Annotated in this window: 13 protein-coding genes, 1 pseudogene and 1 other annotated feature; of the genes and pseudogenes, 10 read left to right on the top strand and 4 right to left on the bottom strand. The window is 39.8% G+C overall.

Translation table 11 applies throughout. The features are described 5' to 3' along the window. Positions 1-165 precede the first annotated feature (165 nt). From AC0VXV_RS14595 to ccpA, 3 genes and pseudogenes are all read left to right on the top strand, one after another. Entirely contained in the window at positions 166-1,251 is a 1,086-nt protein-coding gene (locus AC0VXV_RS14595) for a bifunctional 3-deoxy-7-phosphoheptulonate synthase/chorismate mutase (protein WP_475528948.1), read from the top strand. A gap of 151 nt (positions 1,252-1,402) precedes the next feature. Then, positions 1,403-1,603, top strand: a pseudogene (locus tag AC0VXV_RS14590) (SDR family oxidoreductase); the annotation flags it as partial. Positions 1,604-1,810: 207 nt separating this feature from the next. Further along, the gene (ccpA, locus tag AC0VXV_RS14585; protein WP_475528947.1) at positions 1,811-2,809 is read left to right on the top strand and encodes a catabolite control protein A; all 999 of its coding nucleotides are present in this window, start codon (positions 1,811-1,813) and stop codon (positions 2,807-2,809) included. A 79-nt stretch (positions 2,810-2,888) separates the two neighbouring features. On the opposite strand, the gene AC0VXV_RS14580 is transcribed toward ccpA, so the two are convergent. The 3 genes from AC0VXV_RS14580 to AC0VXV_RS14570 are packed head-to-tail and all read right to left on the bottom strand — an operon-like array spanning position 2,889 to position 5,354. Continuing rightward, a complete protein-coding gene (locus AC0VXV_RS14580) occupies positions 2,889-4,052 on the bottom strand; it encodes an acetoin utilization protein AcuC (RefSeq protein WP_475528946.1) in 1,164 nt (387 codons plus the stop codon). Next, positions 4,049-4,696: an acetoin utilization AcuB family protein gene (locus AC0VXV_RS14575; protein ID WP_475528945.1), complete on the bottom strand. Its 648-nt coding sequence runs from the start codon at positions 4,694-4,696 to the stop codon at positions 4,049-4,051. The genes AC0VXV_RS14580 and AC0VXV_RS14575 overlap by 4 nt, the downstream gene beginning before the upstream one ends. Positions 4,697-4,721: 25 nt before the next feature. Beyond that, entirely contained in the window at positions 4,722-5,354 is a 633-nt protein-coding gene (locus AC0VXV_RS14570) for a GNAT family N-acetyltransferase (RefSeq protein WP_475528944.1), read from the bottom strand. A 164-nt stretch (positions 5,355-5,518) separates the two neighbouring features. Between AC0VXV_RS14570 and acsA the strand changes: the two genes are divergently transcribed. The 5 genes from acsA (at position 5,519) to AC0VXV_RS14545 (ending at position 11,611) form a co-directional block, all read left to right on the top strand. Continuing rightward, positions 5,519-7,246, top strand: coding sequence for an acetate--CoA ligase (gene acsA, locus AC0VXV_RS14565; RefSeq protein ID WP_475528943.1), 1,728 nt, complete (start codon positions 5,519-5,521; stop codon positions 7,244-7,246). Between the two features lie 200 nt (positions 7,247-7,446). Next, complete coding sequence (argC, locus tag AC0VXV_RS14560) at positions 7,447-8,481, top strand: N-acetyl-gamma-glutamyl-phosphate reductase (RefSeq protein WP_475528942.1); 1,035 nt, start codon at positions 7,447-7,449, stop codon at positions 8,479-8,481. A 19-nt stretch (positions 8,482-8,500) separates the two neighbouring features. Further along, a complete protein-coding gene (gene argJ, locus AC0VXV_RS14555; protein ID WP_475528941.1) occupies positions 8,501-9,724 on the top strand; it encodes a bifunctional ornithine acetyltransferase/N-acetylglutamate synthase in 1,224 nt (407 codons plus the stop codon). Beyond that, the gene (gene argB / locus AC0VXV_RS14550) at positions 9,687-10,463 is read left to right on the top strand and encodes an acetylglutamate kinase (protein WP_475528939.1); all 777 of its coding nucleotides are present in this window, start codon (positions 9,687-9,689) and stop codon (positions 10,461-10,463) included. The genes argJ and argB overlap by 38 nt, the downstream gene beginning before the upstream one ends. Continuing rightward, complete coding sequence (locus tag AC0VXV_RS14545) at positions 10,460-11,611, top strand: acetylornithine transaminase (RefSeq protein ID WP_475528938.1); 1,152 nt, start codon at positions 10,460-10,462, stop codon at positions 11,609-11,611. Before argB ends, AC0VXV_RS14545 begins: the two co-directional genes overlap by 4 nt. A 51-nt stretch (positions 11,612-11,662) precedes the next feature. On the opposite strand, the gene AC0VXV_RS14540 is transcribed toward AC0VXV_RS14545, so the two are convergent. Further along, the gene (locus AC0VXV_RS14540) at positions 11,663-14,542 is read right to left on the bottom strand and encodes a transglycosylase domain-containing protein (protein ID WP_475528936.1); all 2,880 of its coding nucleotides are present in this window, start codon (positions 14,540-14,542) and stop codon (positions 11,663-11,665) included. 102 nt (positions 14,543-14,644) lie between these two features. Next, positions 14,645-14,854, top strand: a binding site (T-box leader). Positions 14,855-14,927: 73 nt separating this feature from the next. On the opposite strand from AC0VXV_RS14540, the gene tyrS reads away from it, so the two are divergent. After that, complete coding sequence (gene tyrS, locus AC0VXV_RS14535) at positions 14,928-16,199, top strand: tyrosine--tRNA ligase (protein WP_475528935.1); 1,272 nt, start codon at positions 14,928-14,930, stop codon at positions 16,197-16,199. 93 nt (positions 16,200-16,292) lie between these two features. After that, positions 16,293-17,465, top strand: coding sequence for a PstS family phosphate ABC transporter substrate-binding protein (locus AC0VXV_RS14530; RefSeq protein ID WP_475528933.1), 1,173 nt, complete (start codon positions 16,293-16,295; stop codon positions 17,463-17,465). Positions 17,466-17,543: the final 78 nt, after the last annotated feature.

Here is a 17,543-nt window from a genome sequence, read left to right as displayed (position 1 = left end):
CCTTTCTATTATTATCACAATATACTTTAGCGAGTTGAAGCGCTAAATTAAAAATGCGTGACATTCTACAATAGTTTGATTATAATAAGATTATTACTTAAAAATGTATCATACTTTTTATTTAACTGAAAGTGCCGGATACGCAAAGAAGAGGGGTAGAGGAATATGCATCAACAAGATTTAGAAAGCTTACGTAGCCAAATTGACAGCTTGAACTTAGAAATTTTACGTTTAATTAATGAACGTGCAGCAGTAGTAGAAGAAATTGGTAAGATTAAAGAAAAGCAAGGTGTCAATCGCTATGATCCGCTACGTGAGCGTCATATGCTTGACTTAATTAAAGAAAACAATAACGGTCCGTTAAATCAAATGACGGTTGATTATATTTTTAAACAAATCTTCAAAACAGCGCTTAAACAATTAGAAGCAGAAAAGAAAAAAGAACTACTTGTTTCACGTAAAGAAAAGTCAGAAGATACTGTCATTAATGTAAATGGTGAATTAATCGGTACAGGTGCTCCTTCTTTCGTATTTGGACCATGTGCAGTTGAGTCATATGAACAAGTTGCTGCAGTAGCTGCAACAATCCAGGAAAAAGGGTTAAAATTAATCCGCGGTGGTGCATACAAACCACGTACATCTCCGTATGATTTCCAAGGCTTAGGTCTGGACGGGCTAAAGATTTTAAAAGATGTTTCTAAAGAATACGGTTTAGGTGTCATCACTGAAATTGTAACACCTGCTGATTTAGACCATGCATTGGATTACATCGATGTAATTCAAATCGGTGCCCGTAATATGCAAAACTTTGAACTATTAAAAGCGGCTGGATCAACGAATAAGCCTGTCTTATTAAAACGCGGTTTAGCAGCGACAATTGATGAGTTCATCCATGCAGCTGAATACATCATGTCAAAAGGTAATGAAAACATTATTTTATGTGAACGCGGTATTCGCACATACGAAAAAGCAACTCGTAACACGTTAGATATTTCGGCAGTTCCGATTTTAAAACAAGAAACACATTTACCGGTAATGGTAGACGTGACGCACTCTACAGGTCGTCGTGATTTATTATTACCATGTTCAAAAGCGGCAATCGCTATTGGAGCAGACGGTGTAATGGCGGAAGTGCATCCAGATCCATCAATCGCATTATCGGATCAGCAACAGCAAATGGATATCCCGACATTCAACGCTTACTACGATGAACTTTTAAAATTCATGAAACAATACGAAGTGTCAAAATAATCATTAATAAGCCCATGTTGAGTCATTTCAACATGGGCCTTTATGTATTTCTGCATGTTTTATTTTGACGAATTGCAGTATAGGAAATTACAATTTTTTCTAAATACCTTATATAAGTGGGAGTAACATTGTGCAAAACGAAACTAGTTAAAATCAATTTTACGATTTAGCTAAAACACGGAATTTAGCGGTTGAGGATGTATTGGAGCAAGTACTCTATCCTTTAGTGCCACAAAAGCGCTAAATTAATGTTTGCGAAATTGCAGCGTTAGTCATCTATTTATGCAGTCATGCAGCAAAAGGAATGACGGGACAAGCGGTAGTATGGGATGGAGGATACACCGTTCAATAAAAAAATAGCGAATTTAAACAAGTGCTATCGTGTTGATAGCACACTTTTTGAATATTTTAAGACAATTGCTGAAAAAACCAGGTATTCACTAGGTTTTAGATTGAAAATAGAAATGAAAATATTATATGATGAAGCTATACATAACAATTAGTTCAACTAGTCGTTTATAAAAACTTGTATCACTAAGATAAAAAGGGGGAGAAACTTTTGACTGTCACAATTTATGATGTTGCACGTGAGGCGAATGTATCAATGGCAACCGTATCTCGCGTAGTAAATGGAAATCAAAATGTTAAGCCTGCGACAAGAAAAAAAGTGTTGGAAGTGATTGAGCGTCTCGAATATCGTCCAAATGCAGTAGCGCGTGGCTTAGCAAGTAAAAAAACAACATCAGTAGGAGTCATCATCCCTGATATTTCGAATAATTTAAATGCCGAGCTTGCAAGAGGCATTGAAGATATTGCGACAATGTACCGCTATAATATTATTTTAGCAAATTCAGATCAAAATGAAGAAAAAGAGTTGTCTTTACTTGATACGATGCTAGGAAAGCAAGTTGACGGTATTGTGATGATGAGTGAAGAGGTAACCGAAAATATTCAACGCGCAGTTGAAGCTTGTCCAGTACCGATTGTATTGGCAGGTTCAATCAGTTCCACTGAAAAAGTAGCTTCTGTAAACATTGACTACTATAATGCGGCATTTGAAGCTGTAGAAACACTAATTAATAATGGACATAATAGAATAGCATTTGTCTCAGGTCCGTTGCAGTATACAGTGAATGGTCAGCATAAACTTGCAGCCTATAAAGATGCTCTTGAAAAAGCAAACATTGAAATAGATGATGCTTTAATTGTTGCCGGAGATGGCTCTTATGATGACGGCTTGGAAAGCTGGGAGAATTTAAGTGAACTACAGCAACCGCCTACAGCCATTTTTGTCGGGAACGATGAGCTTGCAATTGGACTAGTACATGGCATTCAAGATAGCGGAAAAAATGTACCGAATGATGTTGAAATCATCAGCTTCGAAAATTCAAAACTAGCGCGCATGGTACGACCAAGACTTACAAGTGTTGTATTGCCTTTATACGATATTGGAGCAGTCGCAATGCGCCTATTAACGAAGTATATGAACAAAGAGGAAGTTGAACAGCAACATGTCATCTTACCTCACCGCATAGAAAAGCGTGGTTCGAGTAAATAACAAAAGCGCCTGTCAATCAGCTGACAGGCGCTTTGTTTTATTATAGCTTTATAATGTTGTCCGAACTTTATAGCAATCGTTACGAACGGTTTTTTTCTGTACGAATAATATGTAGTGCTTTTTCAAGCATTCGTGCATTTTTTTCCTCAATTTCTGCTTTACGCGGAATAGGATCATATAAAGGTTGTGGATCATGCCAAGTCGGGATTAGCGGAACAGGTGATTCCGATTGCCATTTATTAAGCCATTGCTGCGGTATCGGTCCAGTCGGAGCAGGCTGATCGGTCATTTCCGTCCAAATATGTGACCAGGCCCGTGGGACAACCCGCCAAATATCATACCCTCCGCCACCAACAGCAATCCAGCGACCTTCACAATATTCATGTGCCAATCTATGCGCAAGCTTCGGTATTTCTTTATAAATGTTCATCGTCCCGTATAAATGTGTAAGCGGGTCAAAATAATGTGCATCTGCACCATTTTGTGTCAAAACAACATCCGGTTTGAAGAATTCAAAAACTTCCCGCATTGACTGTTCATATATTTCCAAGAAGCTCTCATCTTCCGTAAACGCATCAATCGGGAAGTTAAAAGAAGTCCCGTACCCTTCACCATTCCCGCGTTCTGTTATATTGCCGGTACCCGGAAACAAATAGCGTCCTGTCTCATGAATCGATAATGTACATACATTCGGGTCATCATAAAAAGTCCATTGAACGCCATCGCCGTGATGTGCATCAGTATCTACATATAAAACACGCAGCCCGTACTTTTTCTGAATATATTTAATAGCTACACTGCTATCGTTATAAATGCAAAAACCGGAAGCTCTTCCTCGGAAACCGTGATGAAGTCCGCCGCCCAAGTTTAATGCATGCTGAGATTTACCTTGCAGTACTTGGTCGACCGCCTGTAAAGTCCCGCCAACTAACAATGCACTAGCTTCGTGCATATTTTTGAAAATCGGTGTATCTTCTGTTCCAATACCATATGGTTCCCCCTGTTGAGCTGTTAACTCGCCATGACCTGCTTTTTTTACGATTTCAATATACTGCAAGTCGTGGGCCAGCGCAATTTCTTCATCTATTGCAATACGAGCGGGGACGATATCCTCATCTTGGAGTGCACCGATACTTTTTAGTAAATCAATCGTTAAGTGTAATCGCTTATGGTTAAACGGGTGTGTGTCCGAAAATTTGTAAGTGAGTTGTTCTGGTGAATAAATAAATACAGCTTTTTTCATAATGTAACGCCAGGCAAGTTTGGCCACAATACATCGTATCCTTGCTTTCGCAATTCTTCAATAATATGCAGCGGATTGATTACTTGCAGACGGACACTTACAATTCGGGACTTCACATTTTCACCATCAGGATATACGAGAACACTTAATACATTTGCCTTGTTTTCATGGAATACTTTCGTTATCTCAAAAAGCATGCCGGGTTTGTCATTTACCCGAATATCAATTTTAGAACCAGGCTTATGTGCGCCTGTTAGTTCGATGTAAGTATATAGTAAATCTGTCGTCGTTACGATGCCGACTAGTTTTCCGGCAGTAACAATAGGTAAACAGCTGATTTTAGCATCATAAAAAGTCATGGCTACTTCTTCAACGAAGTCTAGCGGATGACCGACTATCGGATTTTTAACCATGATTTTCTCGATTGGGGCATCATAAATAGTAGAGTCTGGTTCTTCACGCAAACGAGATGGCAAAGCATTTTTCAAGTCATGGTCTGTAACAATTCCTACAACCAGTTTATCTTTGTTAACAATTGGCACATGACGGATATTTTTATCTCGCATAAGGCGTACAGCGTCACGTACTGTGTTTTCGGGCAGGAGTGTATGTATCTCTCTTTGCATAATTTCTTCGACAATCATTCTTCATTCCCCTTTGTGATAAGAATTAATACATGAAACGATTTCTAAAGCGAAGTCTGTCAAATCTCTCCATTGTCTCATTTTCGACACGTGCCCCTACACGCGCCATTAGACAGTTGGCAGGATGGGATGTAATTTCAGGATCATCTGTTGCATAATATTCGAAATTGACAGAAGTCATCATTCTCTCCATCATATTCCTATATTCCCAAACAGATAAACCAGTTCCTTTTAAATCCCAATGCCAGTAATATTCAGTTGTAATCACTAAATAATCTTCCATTGCATCATCCATAAATGATACTTCCAATAATTTTTTGCCTGCGCCGGATCCTCTAAAAGCAGGAATGACTTCAATGGCACCAAGCTCAATCATATTTGGAATCCGATCTTCAGACCAGCGTTCCAACGGATCTGGATAGAGATACGTAACATAGCCGACGATAAGGTTATCCTGTCGAATGACAATAATGCGCCCTTCTTCCAGCTTAGCAATCCCGACAAGGGCTTCATGCTGCTGATGGGAAGGTCTAAAAGCTTTTAAATCTTCATGTAATGTGTAGGTAGCTAGTTTTGCGGAAGAAACAGGTCCTTCTACTAAAACATTACCATTCTTCGTTTTGAATTCAAGACGATAATAATTTTTCACATGAATCATAATCACACCACCTGCTTTTAATAAATCTATTATACTCTATTTCATGCGAAAATACGCTTAAATTCGCGAGATGTAACTAAATTGATTGAAAGTTTTAAATATTTTGCCTATTATAGTATTTTTATTGTAAAATGATTGTAGTTTTTATTGAAAGGGGATTTTTCATGGGGATGAAAACAATGGAAAAGCTTGCAGTTATTCCGGGGGAACATAATTTAAAAAATTATGAGGAAACAGCTGCGACTCATGATTGGCAACATAGTGAAACAGCATTTTCTTGGTTTGAAACGGGGAAGGTTAATATTGCATATGAAGCAATAGACCGGCATACAACATCACACCGCAAAAACAAAGTCGCTCTTTATTATAATGATGGGAACCGAAAAGAAGCATATTCTTTTTATGATATGAAACGTCATACGAATAAAGCTGCGAATGTATTGAAGAAAAAGGCGGACTTAAAAAAAGGGGACCGTATTTTTATTTTTATGCCACGCACGCCGGAGCTTTATTTCAGCTTAATTGGGGCATTGAAAATTGGCGCGATTGTTGGACCATTATTTGAAGCATTTATGGAAGGTGCCGTATATGACCGTTTAATGGATAGTGAGGCGACAGCAATCATTACAACGCCTGCACTGTTGAACAGAGTACCGCTAGAAAAGCTGCCTCATTTAAAAACGGTTTTTGTAGTCGGGGAAAATATAGAAGAAACTGATAAGATATTAGATTTTAATAAATACTTTGCAGAGGCATCTCAAGAATTTGACATTGAATGGGTCGATAAGGAAGATGGCTCCCTTTTGCATTATACTTCCGGTTCAACAGGTGCTCCAAAAGGGGTATTGCAGGTCCATTATGCAATGGTTCAGCAATATCAGACAGCACAGTGGGTACTGGATTTAAAGGAAGATGATATTTACTGGTGCACAGCTGATCCTGGTTGGGTGACTGGGACAGCTTACGGAATATTTGGTCCATGGTTAAATGGTGTGACTAATGTAGTTATCGGGGGGCGTTTCAGTCCGCAAGCTTGGTATGGAGCAATTGAGGAATATGGAGTCACAGTATGGTATAGTGCGCCAACTGCATTTCGAATGTTGATGGGTGCAGGTCCGAACATTATCGGTAAATATAATCTTTCTACACTTCGTCATGTTTTATCGGTTGGTGAACCATTAAACCCGGAAGTAGTGAAATGGGGTATGGAGATTTTAAATCATCGTATTCACGATACATGGTGGATGACGGAAACAGGAGGCCATATGATCTGCAACTACCCATCGATGGATATTAAGCCGGGTTCGATGGGGAAACCTGTGCCGGGAATTTATGCAACGATTGTAGATGATCAAGGCAATGAAGTACCGCCGTATACGATGGGGAATTTGGCTGTCAAAAAAGGGTGGCCGGCGATGATGCGGCAAATTTGGGGGAATCCAGAACGCTATGAATCTTATTTCTTAAAAGGAGAATGGTATGTTTCAGGAGATTCTGCATTTAAGGATGAGGAAGGTTACTTCTGGTTCCAAGGTCGAGTTGACGATGTTATTATGACGGCTGGAGAACGAGTTGGACCATTTGAAGTGGAAAGTAGACTGCTTGAACATCCTGATGTAGTGGAAGCAGGTGTAATTGGTAAACCAGATCCGGTACGCGGTGAAATTATTAAGGCATTTATTTCATTGCGTGAAGGGGTAGAGCCTAGTGATGCGCTTGAAGCAAATATTCGGGACTTTGTAAAAACAGGATTATCTGCCCATTCAGCACCACGAGAAATTGAATTCAGAGATAAGTTGCCGAAAACTCGAAGCGGTAAAATTATGCGCCGCGTGTTAAAGGCGTGGGAACTCGATTTACCGGCAGGCGACTTATCAACAATGGAAGATTAACTTTATATGCCGGTACTTCTTAAATCAGGGCGCTTACATATGTAGGCGCCTTTTGCGTTGTTATTTTACGATAATTTAGAATAATCTACAATTATATAAAAATACAGTTGACTAAATAAATATACATACTTATACTTATTTTTATCATTTAGAATTTCGTAAAAATTTTTTCGGCTATATAAAAATGACGAGGTGACAACATGAAAGCAGGTATTATTGGTGCAACAGGGTACGGCGGACTAGAACTACTACGGTTTTTGCATAATCATAAAGAAGTAGAAGATATTGGATTATTTACATCCTCTGATGAAGGAACTCGATTTTCGGATAAATTTCCACATTTAACGGATATTTATAATCAGCCATTACTTAAATTGGACGATGATGCATTGGCGGAATACGATGTTGTATTTGCAAGTACGCCGTCTGGGGTATCAAGTACGATTTTCCCTTCTTTAGTTGAACGGGGACCAAAATTAATTGACTTATCCGGGGACTTCCGGCTGAAAAATTTAGCAAGCTATGAAACTTGGTATAAAAAAAATCCGGCTCCACAGGAAGTGGTGGACCGAAGTGTATACGGATTAACGGAGTGGAATGGTCCGGCTATTGAAAAAGCCGATTTAATTGCCAACCCGGGCTGTTATCCAACGGCTGTTTTATTATCCATATTGCCTCTTATAAAACATCGGTTAATTGATCCGAGCTTCTTGGTCATCGATGCGAAGAGCGGAATTTCAGGAGCAGGTAACAAACCATCACAAGCAACGCATTTCAGTGAAGCAAATGAAAGCTTCTCAATTTATAAAATTAATGAACACCAGCACATTCCAGAAATCGAACAAGCGATTTCAATGTTTACTGATATCGAAACAACAATAACATTTAATACTCATCTAGTCCCGATGACACGCGGTATTTTAGCAACTTCCTATACACAAGTAACGGATGGTGTAACACAAAATCAATTAGTGGACTGTTTAACAGAAACGTATAAAAACCATCCATTTGTCCGTGTCATTGAACAGGCATCCGCAGTAGGAACAAACCGTGTGAAAGGTTCGAACTATTGCGATATATATGTGAAGCTTGATGAAAGGACAAATCGGGCAACGATTATCGGTGTGATTGATAATTTAGTTAAAGGAGCGGCCGGCCAGGCAATTCAGAACATGAATGTCCAATTCGGCCTCCCGCAGCAAACAGGCTTACAACTCGTTCCGCATTTTATTTAACTTAAGGGAGGGTCATTAGATGACTTCAACAATAGAAATGAAAAAATTATCAAGCAAAAATATCGTATCACCAAAAGGGTTTACTGCAGCAGGTGTTCATTGCGGACTTAAACATAAGAAAAAAGATTTAGCGATTCTAATAAGTGAAGTACCAGCAAGCGTTGCCGGTGTATTTACGACAAATGCAGTTCAGGCAGCACCGTTAAAAGTAACAAAAGAAGTTGTATATGAAACGAAAAAAATGCAGGCGATCATCGTAAATTCAGGAAATGCCAATGCATGCACAGGGAAACAAGGATTATTGGACGCATATGAAATGCAACTGCTTGCCGCAAAAAAGCTTGGCATTGCATCTAATTTGGTAGGGGTAGCCTCAACGGGTGTCATCGGGGAAATTATGAAGATGGAGCCAGTTAAAAAAGGTGTGGAGCTATTAAATCCGGATTCAAAGCTAGAAAGCGGTATTGATTTTTCTCAAGCAATTTTAACGACAGATACAGTAATGAAAAATACAACTTATGCAACGATCGTTGATGGCAAGGAAGTAATTGTCTCAGGAACAGCCAAAGGCTCTGGGATGATTGAACCGAATATGGCGACAATGCTCGGGTTTATTACAACAGATGCCAATATTGCATCAGAAGAGCTGCAAAAAGCTTTATCGAGTGTAACGGATTGCACATTCAACTCAATTACAGTTGATGGAGATACATCAACGAACGATACAGTTATTGTAATGGCAAACGGCATAGCGGGAAACGAACCGCTATCTCCTGCACATCCGGACTGGGAAAACTTTTACACAGCACTACGTCTCGTATCAGAAGATTTAGCAAAGTCAATTGCACGTGACGGGGAAGGCGCGACAAAGCTGATTGAAGTAGAAGTGGATGGAGCAGTTTCAGATGAAGAAGCACGTAAAATCGCGAAGACAGTTGTAGGTTCACCACTAGTGAAAACAGCAGTATTTGGCTGTGATGCAAACTGGGGACGTATTATTGCAGCAGTTGGCTATTCCGGAGCTGTAATCGATCCTGATAAAATCACAATTAAAATTGGTGGTGCAACAATGGTGGAAAATGGCGAACCAATTAAGTTTTCCGAAGAAGAGCTAATCGAAATATTAAAACAGCATGAAGTAAAAATATATGTGTCGCTTGAAGTCGGTAAAGGGCACGGATTTGCATGGGGGTGTGATTTGACTTATGACTACGTTCAAATCAACGCATCATACCGCTCGTAAAATGGTCATCAAGCTTGGTGGCAGTACATTAGAAGGTCTTAATGAGACCTTCTTTCACAGTTTTAAAGCATTGCAGGAACAAGGTATCCAACTCATTATTACCCATGGTGGAGGACCTGCGATCAACCGCGAATTAGCTGCTGCCGGAATCGAGTCACATACAGTAAATGGACTGCGTGTAACGAGTGAAGAAATGATCGATATAGTACAGTCAACTTTAATCGGAAAAGTAAATCCTTCACTCGTCCATGAGCTCCATTCAGCAAATATTTCTGCCATTGGACTGAATGGATTTGATGGCGGGTTGCTAGAGAGTGAATTTTTAGATTATGAAACTTACGCATATGTAGGAGAAGTGAAGCATGTTAATATTAATATGTTAAACTCTTTGACGGAAGCTGGAATTGTACCTGTCATTGCCTGTATCGGTGCAACGAAGGATGGGCAGGCGCTGAACATTAATGGTGATACAGTGGCAAGTGAAATTGCATTGGCTGTCGAGGCAGATTGTCTCCTGCTTGTGACGGATGTCGCCGGTATTCGCATACAGGATGAATACCAGACGGAAGTGACACCAAGCTTAATCGAAAAATGGATTGACGAAGGGCAGATATACGGTGGAATGATTCCGAAAGTGCAAGGCGCCCTTAATTGTTTGAAGGCAGGCATTCCTTCTGTACAAATTGTTAATGAAACTTTAACAGGGACGACTATTTTAAGTGAGGAGCTAGTGAAATGAGTGCATTATTCCAAAATTACGCAAGAAGACCTTTTGCTATTGTCGAAGGAAAAGGAACAGAAGTATTTGATACGACAGGGAAAAGATATTTAGATTTTACGAGCGGCATTGCTGTTTGTAGTTTAGGGCATGCACATCCATTAATCGTTGAAGCGATTCAAAAACAAAGTCAAAAGCTGTGGCATATTAGTAACTTATTTGAAAGTCCAGGACAGGAAAAACTTGCTGCATCATTAGTGGAAGATTTGCATTTATCGTATGCATTTTTCTGTAATAGTGGTGCAGAGGCGAATGAAGCAGCTATTAAATTAGCACGAAAGCATACAGGGAAACATAAAATCATTGTGTTTGAACAGAGCTTTCACGGACGTACATTTGGTGCGATGAGCGCAACTGGACAAGATAAAGTACGTAAAGGCTTCGGTCCTTTAGTAAGCGAGTTTATTACATTGCCGTTTAATGATGTCGAAGCATTAAAAGCTGCAGTTGATGCAGATACTGCTGCAATTATGCTAGAAATGATTCAAGGTGAAGGCGGAGTAAATCCTGCAACGGATGAATTCGCGAAAGCCATTCATGAAATTCAGCAATCATCGGATATTTTAGTTATTGTTGATGAAGTACAAACAGGTATCGGACGTACAGGAACACGTTTTGCATATGAACAGACAGCTATCAAACCGGATATTGTTTCAATGGCAAAAGGTCTTGGTGGCGGTTTCCCGATTGGTGGGATCCTCGGGACAGAAAAGCTGTTTAATACATTTAGTGCCGGTACGCACGGTACGACATTCGGCGGAAATCCATTAGGTGTTGCCGTTGCACAAACAGTTATTGATCAAATATTCAATGATGCCTTTTTGGATAATGTTAAACAAAAATCGGCGTATTTTATTGAAAAACTGGAAGAAGCTTTTCCGGAAGATAAATATTCAGTTCAAGGAAAAGGGTTAATGCTTGGTCTAAGCCTTGGTGGCGAAGATGTGGCACCATATGTTGCAGCATTGGATAAAGCTGGTCTATTAACGGTTGCAGCCGGCCCGAAAGTGATTCGATTATTACCACCTTTAACAGTGCGCGAACAAGAAATTGATGAAGCAGTCAATTTACTAAAAGATGTTTTAAAAACGGAACAGTTATCAATTTAATCGCATTAAAAAATCTCACCAACTTTATAAGTTGGTGAGATTTTTTTGCTTTTATTCTCCTGAAGGTTCTGGTTCGACTGGATCGACGTCAACTTCAATCTCGTCCAGGTCTTCAACTATTTCCCCAGGTACAACATTTTCTTCAACTTCATCTTCTTCTGTTTCCGGTGGAGCAGGTGGAGCAGTTTCCACCACTTCTCCGACTTCATTCGAATAGCCTGATTCCAATCCTGTAATATCGACTGCTACAACGATGTAGCGAACGCCTGGTGAAACAGACACCCGGTATCCTTCATAAGATTTTAATGAACGTACAAGCGATCTACCCTGGTCGGTAACGCTATATACGCGATAGCCAACAACATCATTTGATGGAGAGGCTGTCCATGAAAGAGAACTGTTTGACAATGTAGCAAAAACAGGTTGCGGTGGTGCACTGTCTGCCGAGAATGGTGCGCCGGTTACAACGCCCTTACCTGAATTGAATGACAATAATTTTGAAGCGTCTCCACCTAGTTTGCCTAACATGCGGTCAACAAAGGCCCGATTTAAACCGAAACCACTCATCTGAACAAACTCAGTAGGTGTATTCGGTAATGCAGCATATGTGTTGCCGTTAATTACAACCGATGTGGAAGATACAAAGCTATCATCCGGCTGTGTCGGTAAAAATACATTTTTATTAAATAAATCGGAAGTGACTAAACCGGCATTGGCGCATGAAGTAGAAGGTGCCAGACCTGAAATACCACAAAATGATCTTGTCACAACGCCTTCAGGTTTTTTGAATGTTTCTTTCGTACCGATTAATTCCGGGTCAATGTCATAAAGCGTATTTAAGTACTTTGCCCATAAACGGTTTACACGCTGACTTGGATGCTGGTAACGGTTATTAAATGCATAAAGGGTGCGCAGCTTTTCGTAACCCATCCAGACACCTACCGATATATTCGGGTTATATCCGACAAACCAAACATCGTTATGGTCCTGTGTTGTACCAGTTTTGGCAGCAAAGTCAGACGAGAATTTTAACTGGCTTTTTGCCAATGTTCCAGTTCCGCCCTGCTTCAAAACGTCACGCAGCATATCGGTCATCATATATGCTGTTTCCGGTGCAAATACTTTCACAGGCTCTACTTTATGTTCATAAATAATATTGCCGTCTAAATCTTCAATGCGATCAATCATGTAGGCATCGATAAATTGTCCATTATTGGCAAATGTTGCATATGCATTTGTGTTTTCTTCAACTGAAGCACCAATAGTTAAACTGCCCAGAACTGTCGAGCTGTTTTCGTAATCATCCGGCACTAATTTAGAGAAGCCCATCTTTTCCAAATAAGTTGCAGGACGACGGTCTAAAATGGAATCATATAAACGTGCTACTGCCAAGTTTTGCGATGAGGCAACCGCCTGGCGTGCTGGAATAATTCCTAGTTCCTGGTTCGGATTATAGTTCACAGGATCCCAACCGGTAACCGGGTGTACAAATTTCACATCAACAACAGGGCTTCCTGCTCCGATGACACCGTAATCAAGCGCTGGTGCGTAGGCAAGTAACGGCTTCATTGTTGAACCGTTTGAACGGAATGCATTAGTTGCATGATTTACTTGTGTAATACTATGGTCGCGTCCGCCAACAAAACTTAAAATGCGGCCGGTACTATTTTCAATAACAATACTTCCTGTTTGTACAGGTACATCCACTTCGATTTCTTCGCCTGTTTCAGGATCTTTTTCTTTCTTCTTATATGTTTGTCCGTATAAAGTGAACTCCTCCGTCACTTTTTTCATGGAATCATACATATCTTTATTGATCGTTGAGTAAATACGGTAACCGCCGGAACGTATTGTACGGTCGGCCATTATTGTATACTTTTCATTTAGGTTCTCTTCCTCTTTTAAACGATCCGGGTCAATGCCGTCTTTTTCGGCGAGTATTTTCGCAAAAATTTCTTTAGAACGGAGTTCAAGCTCAGCTGTTAACCAAGGATATTTTTCTTCCGGACGGATTTCATACCCTTTGAAGTCTTTCGTAATATCGTACGCAATTGCTTCGTTAAATTCTTTCTCGGTAATATAACCCGCCTCTTGCATACGATAAAGAACCGTTTTCATACGGTCAATACCTGGCTGTATCCCTTCCGCACTTTTTTGCTCACCTTTATTTGTAAAAGGTGTGTAGGTGAAAGGTGCCTGAGGGATACCGGCAATATAGGCAGCCTGCGGTAAATTTAATTTAGATGCGGACACACCAAAAATTCCTTGTGCAGCCGTCTCGATACCGGCAATATTACGACCTGAAGAATTTCGGCCGTACGGGATAATATTTAAATAGGCTTCGAGTATTTCTTCTTTTGTCATAAAATGTTCCAAACGGTACGCAAGTAAAATTTCCTTTGCTTTACGTTCATATGAAACTTCATTCGTTAATATTTGGTTTTTTATTAATTGCTGTGTAAGGGTAGAGCCACCTGTCTGTGTAGACGAGTTGGATACGTCTTGCAGTAATCCCCGTAATACCGCTTTTGGAACAATGCCGGTATGCTCCCGGAAATATTCATCCTCTGTAGCAAGTACAGCATTAATTAAGGATGGGGATATATTAGCTAGCGATGTTTCACGTCGGTCTAAATCAGTTCGGATCTTTCCTATGTAAATATCGTTCGCAAAATAAAGTTCACTTGTTTCTTCATAGCTGAAAATTTGTTCGCGCATTTCTTCTTTCGATCGCAAAGGTTCATCCTTTGTTAATGATGCGAAGTAACCTGCGCCTACACCTCCGACAAACAACAGTGTCGCAGCTATAAAAATAATCGCCAGCAATGTTAAATTCCAGAATACACCGCCTCCAATTCGGACGTAGCGCATTCGTTCTGAAGAAGCAAGGATATCGATTTTTTTATTAAATTTTTCGAGCCATTCTCTCACATCATCGACCTCCTAAAATCTTGTTTATTATAGCATATTTGATATATAAACGAATATAAATATTGACATCAACTATTTTCTAGGTAGAATAGAAAATATAAATTTCAGGCAACGAAGAGTTTGCAGTAATAAATGTGTTCCCTGCAAAGAGAGCTAGCGGTTGGTGAAAGCTAGACATAGCGCATTTATGAATTACGTACTTGGAGCCTGAACGGATCGTGTCACGTTATAGACGCTTAAAGTGGAAGAAAGAGACTGAAATTTCTTCAAGCCGGGTGGTACCGCGTTAAACTGAAATTTGACGTCCCTGCATGCATTTGCGTGTAGGGACTTTTTTATTTTCCTTACAAGTAAATGACGCATCATGAAAAAGGAGAGAAAACAAATGACAAACGAATTACTGCAAGACTTGGAATGGCGCGGATTGTTATACCAACAAACTGACGCGGAAGGTATGGAAAAGCTTTTAGACGAGGAGAAGGTTTCCCTATACGTAGGTGTTGACCCGACAGCGGACTCGATGCATATCGGTCATATCGTGCCATTGCTTACATTACGCCGTTTCCAAAAAGCAGGTCATACACCGATTTTATTAGTTGGTGGAGCGACAGGTACAGTAGGGGATCCATCTGGCCGTTCAGAAGAGCGCCAATTACAGACGATGGACCAAATCGAAAAAAATGTGCAAGGACTTAAAAAGCAAATGGAGCGCTTATTCGACTTTTCATCGGATGCGGCAAACAGTGCTGTTCTTGTAAATAACAATGACTGGGTTGGTCCAATGTCATTAATCGATTTCCTTCGTGATTACGGGAAACTGATCAATGTAAACTACATCTTAAATAAAGATACCGTTGCATCACGCCTTGATTCAGGTATTTCGTTCACTGAATTTGCATACACATTAATCCAAGGTATCGACTTCAACCACTTGTATGATCATCACAACGTTCGAATTCAAGTAGGTGGTTCGGATCAGTGGGGCAATATTACAACGGGCTTGGAAATGATTCGTAAAACACATGATGAAAATGCGAAAGCGTTCGGTATTACAATTCCGCTTGTAACAAAAGCAGACGGTACAAAATTCGGTAAAACAGCGGGCGGCGCTGTATGGCTAGATGCTGCTAAAACATCTCCATACGAGTTCTACCAGTTCTGGATCAATACAGCGGATGCCGATGTCGTGAAATACCTGAAAATCTTCACATTCCTGACACGCGAAGAGATTGAAGGTCTTGCAGTAAGTGTTGAAGAAGAGCCGCATCTACGTAAAGCACAAAAAGCGCTGGCTGAAGAAATGACACGTCTGATCCACGGTGAAGAAGGTCTGGAAGCAGCAGAGCGTATTACAAAAGCATTATTCTCTGGTGATTTAAAAGCATTATCAGTAGAAGAAATGAAAGTAGCCTTCTCTGGTGTACCTTCTGTAGAAGTGGCAAAAGAGGATAAAAATATCGTGGAATTAATCGTAGAAGCAGGGATTTCTTCTTCAAAGCGTCAAGCACGTGAAGATGTTACGAACGGTGCAATTAGTGTGAACGGTGAAAAAATTACGGATCTTGAATATGTAATCGATTCGAAAGACCGTTTGGATGATGCTTTTGCAATTATCCGTCGCGGTAAGAAAAAATACCATATGGTGAAATTTGCTTAATTAATTTAAACGTCTTGGAAAGCAGTTTTCCAAGACGTTTTTTTAAAAGGAATTTCTATTTTCATAAAGAACGTATAGGTTAGGGGTGAAAGTATGGAAAATAAATCTTATTTAGGGAAAATTATTATTTCGATTTTTGTATTACTGACTGTTTGCTTTTTTACTTTCATATTGTTATTTATTGTAGCGTTTAGCGGTAACATTCATTATATACCGTTGGTGATTTCAGCTGCGGTCATATTATATATTGGTTTTGTGCTTGTGATTTTTGATGTGTTTTATAAAAACAGTAAACGTGTAAAAATCTTTTGGACAATTGCAGGAATCGTTTTAGTCGCCTGTTCGGTCCAACCTGTTTATAAATGGTTCGATGATCGGGTGCCTACTGTAGACGCAGAAGTGGATATTTATCAATATGAGCCGTTTACAGATAAAAATAAATTAGTTCAGTTGGATAAGAAGCCGACTTTAAAGCTAGAGGAACCTTTACCTAAAATCGACGGTGCAACGGCTTTGTATCCATTGTATGCCGCCATTACTGAGCATATATATCCGGAAAAAGAATACAATCCATACAAGAGCGAAGTGGTGGTCAACCAGACTCATGAAGCCTATACGAATCTGATTTTCGGAAATACGGACATGATTTTTGCAGCTGGTCCTTCCGATTCCCAAATTAATCAAGCCGAACAACAGGGTATTAAACTTCATTTGACGCCGATCGGAAAAGAAGCGTTTGTCTTTTTCGTCAACAGTAAAAATAACGTCAATCGTTTATCACTCGATCAAATTAAAGGGATTTATGCTGGTGAAATTACAAACTGGTCAGAAGTGGGCGGAAAAGATGATGCAATCCGGGCGTTCCAAAGACCTCAGGACAGTGGATCGCAAACAGCACTGCAACGTCTAATGGGGGATACCCCTTTAATGGAAGCACCAACGGAAGATATAGCGACAGGTATGGGTGGAATTATCAATGAAGTGTCCCAATATAAAAATTATAAAAATGCAATCGGTTATACTTTCCGTTACTATTCAAATGAGATGGTTAAAAATAAAGAAATCAAACTCTTGGAAATCGATGGAGTTGAACCGACAAGAGAAACGATCCGCAACAATACGTATCCGATCGCTTCCGAATTTTATATTGTGACAGCAGGCGAGCCAACAGGAAATGTTAAGAAACTGATTGATTGGGTGCTGTCGGAAGAAGGGCAGACATTAGTGGAAAAGGCTGGCTATGTATCTCTTAAATCTGCCGAATAGTAAAAGATTGGTATGCTACTAAAGGAGCAATAACTTTGTATCACCCTAAAAATATCAGTATAATAGAATGTATACATA

This window comes from Solibacillus sp. iso_87, assembly GCF_056173085.1.
Note: the sequence above shows the minus strand (reverse complement) of the source record. Positions and strands in the feature narration are given on the sequence as shown.